The 2,806-nt window shown below is 62.7% G+C and carries 3 protein-coding genes; all 3 read right to left on the bottom strand.

Annotation, left to right across the window (positions count from 1 at the left end):
- Positions 1–228, bottom strand: a 228-nt coding sequence (locus VES88_08660) for a GNAT family N-acetyltransferase (protein HYN81558.1), incomplete at its 3' end; no start/stop codon positions are given.
- Positions 229–508: 280 nt separating this feature from the next.
- Entirely contained in the window at positions 509–895 is a 387-nt protein-coding gene (locus tag VES88_08655) for a DinB family protein (protein ID HYN81557.1), read from the bottom strand.
- Positions 896–1,204: 309 nt separating this feature from the next.
- Positions 1,205–2,806, bottom strand: a 1,602-nt coding sequence (locus VES88_08650) for a PQQ-binding-like beta-propeller repeat protein (GenBank protein ID HYN81556.1), incomplete at its 5' end; no start/stop codon positions are given.

Genomic DNA, 2,806 nt, shown 5'->3' with positions numbered 1-2,806 from the left:
CTCGGCGGCAGCGAGCAGCGCTGCACCAACACCCTGCCGACGTACTCGTCGATGCACAAGCATCTTCGCGATGTCCCCGCGATGCGGCTGATTCTCAGGCTGATCCAAAATGACCTCAACAGTGCCGACGATCGCTCCCGCGTCTTCAGCGACGAGCACCACTCGCTCGCCGCGCGCTACATTCGCGGACGTGCTGTGCCAGAACGCCTCCGCTTTGGCGCGGGACATTGGGAGCATAAGAGTAGCCCCCTTCCTCTCGCAGGACGTAGCCAATGCGGATTCTCGACGGAAAGTCGAAGAATACGATCGGACATTCCTCTAGCCAGCTCGCGGGAAAGAACTGCGGCACAACCGATGCTTTCAACGTGTCGAGCAGCACACAACCTCCAAAGCACCGAGGGCGAACGATTGAGTTGACGCGGCGGAAGACAACTGCGGTACGAGCACGCTGTCGATAACAATCGCGCCGGTTCCGCTCGCGTCCAAAATTGTTCGGCGTCAGCGAAATCTAGCTCCGAGCCTCTTTGGCGCGCTTCGACCATTGCCAAAGACCACCCGTAATCTCAGCGGGCAAACGATAGCCCAGTTGGCGGGCGAGCATGACAATCTGCCCGCGATGGTGACCTTCATGCGCGACGAAATAGGTTAGGACATGCCCGACATCGAGGGGAAGGTTGCGCCAAGTATACGACGAGGAGGCTGGGATCGCGCCCCCTCGGTCACAACCGAGCGTCAGCAAACTGATAATGCCGCGGCTACTGTGGCCTAGTGCTGGAATCAGCTCCTTCGGCCCAACCTTGTGTCGATTGACGGCTCGCGGCACCGCGATGCCGTGGTCCTTTCCCAGCGTCTTGATCCACATACACCGCGCATTGTGGATGTGGCCGGCGATCATCCGAACGGTTCGACGTGGAGCCCCCGGCACTGTGGCTCCCCATAACTCGTGGGGTAGGTGCTCGACCAGGAAGACGCTGACCCGGTTGTTGGTTCTCCACGCGGCAAGCAGCATATCGACTCGCTGGTAAAGTGCAGAGTGCATCACAACACTTCAAGAATGATCAAGCTGACGCCGAACGCAGAGTTGACCGGGCGGCGCGGTCAGAAAGCAGTTGAAAACTACCACGCTAGTTGAGACACACGCTATTCGCCGCTCCGGTCCAACGACGTTTGGGCGGCACCCGCGATGGCCGCGAAGGAACCCCCGTCAGCGGCCCGCGAGGGACAGCCGGAACGCGACCATCTCCTGGCCGTTGCGAACCAGCAGGACGTCGCCGACCAGCACCGGGTGGTTCCAGGTCTTGCCCTCGATCGCTGGGAACCGCGCGAGCTCCGTGAACTGGCCGGGGGTCGCACCGATCAGCGCCAGCTCACCCTCCTCCGACAACACCAGCATCAAGTCCTGGTCAGACAACAGGACGAGCTGGCCATGGCCGTAGCGTCCGCCCTTCCACTTAAGCTCGCCGTCTTTGAGGTCGATGCACGCGATGCTGCTGCCGGCGAAGCCGAAGGCATGGCCCTCGTGAACGACGAAGTCGCTGAAGTAGGGATTCAGCCCGACCGATGACCAGCGCTCTGCGACGGTCCATCCACCTGGTCCCTGCGCAACTGCAATGCGGCGCATGTAGCTGCTCTCGCCGTCGTGGGTAAGGATGTCGCCGTCCGCGGTCAGGGCCGGCTGCACGATGCGGGGGCCGGGCGGCAATGGGTGCTCCCAGAGTCGCTTGCCATCGGTTGGCGAGACGCTGGTCGCACCCGTTCCGCTCAGCAGCAGGATCTGGGGAACTCCGTGGATGGTCAATAGATGTGGCGAGCTGTAGCCGGAGCCGCCTTCCGGGCCGAACCAACGCGGATTGCCGGTGGCGAGGTCGTAAGCGGCGAGCTTGCCGGCGGTGGCGACGACGACGACGACGCCGACTACCAACGGTGAACTCGCAAAACCCCAACCGGGAAGCTTCGTCTTGGTGTCGGACGCAGCGTTGCGCGACCACGCGACGGCGCCGTTAGTGGCGTCGAGCGCGTTCAGGACTCCAGTGGCACCCAATGTGTAGACCCGCCCATTGCTGAGGGTTGGCGTCCCGCGCGGACCGGCGCCGGCATTCGACTCCCAGAACCGGACTGGGTCGCTGTGTCTCCAAACTGGCTTGCCGGTGGTCAAGTTGTAGCAGGCGACCACCTCGTCTTTACCGCGTTGTTCCTGCGTGTAGACAAGATCTCCCTGGACCGCGAAGGACGACCATGCCGGTCCGATCGGCCGGCGCCAAAGTTCGACCGGAGGCGACTTGGACCAGTCCGTCTCGATGCGAACGCCGCGAACAATGCCGTCGCGTCCGGGCCCGCGAAAACCGGGCCAGTCGGCTCCCGTCTTCGCCGCCGCCGGAGCTGCGGAGAGTGCCGCGGGCTCGTCTTGAGCTTGGGCCAGGAGTCGCTCCTCGGGAGTCTTCGACCACCGCCACGCGAAATCGTTATCGAAGTTGGCTGTGAAGCCACCGGTCCGTATGAGCGTGAACACTGCGCACGCGAGCAGGATGGTCACCAACAGCGACGCGCGCCGAAATCTGTCAGAAAGACGACGGGTAGCCACCGCCCAGGCTACTAAGGCGAGGCAAAGAACCGGGACGGCCAGGACAGGAAACAAATACCCCATGGCCCCATTCGCAATTGATACGTGGACGATGCGGAATGTAGCGAACAACGCGACGACCATCAGTACGATGGCGCCCAAGCGCTCGAACCAACGCGCGCGGCTGAAGAACAACCACCAAACGACAATACCTAAAATGCCCAAGGCACCGCCGAGCAACCCGTA

Source organism: Gemmatimonadaceae bacterium (genome assembly GCA_035633115.1).
GTDB lineage: Bacteria > Gemmatimonadota > Gemmatimonadetes > Gemmatimonadales > Gemmatimonadaceae > UBA4720.
This window is presented reverse-complemented; position numbering and strand designations above follow the sequence as displayed.

Coding starts and splice junctions, on each gene's coding strand:
- VES88_08655 (HYN81557.1), bottom strand. CDS start 895: ATGATCGCCGGCCACATCCACAATGCGCGGTGTATGTGGATCAAGACG.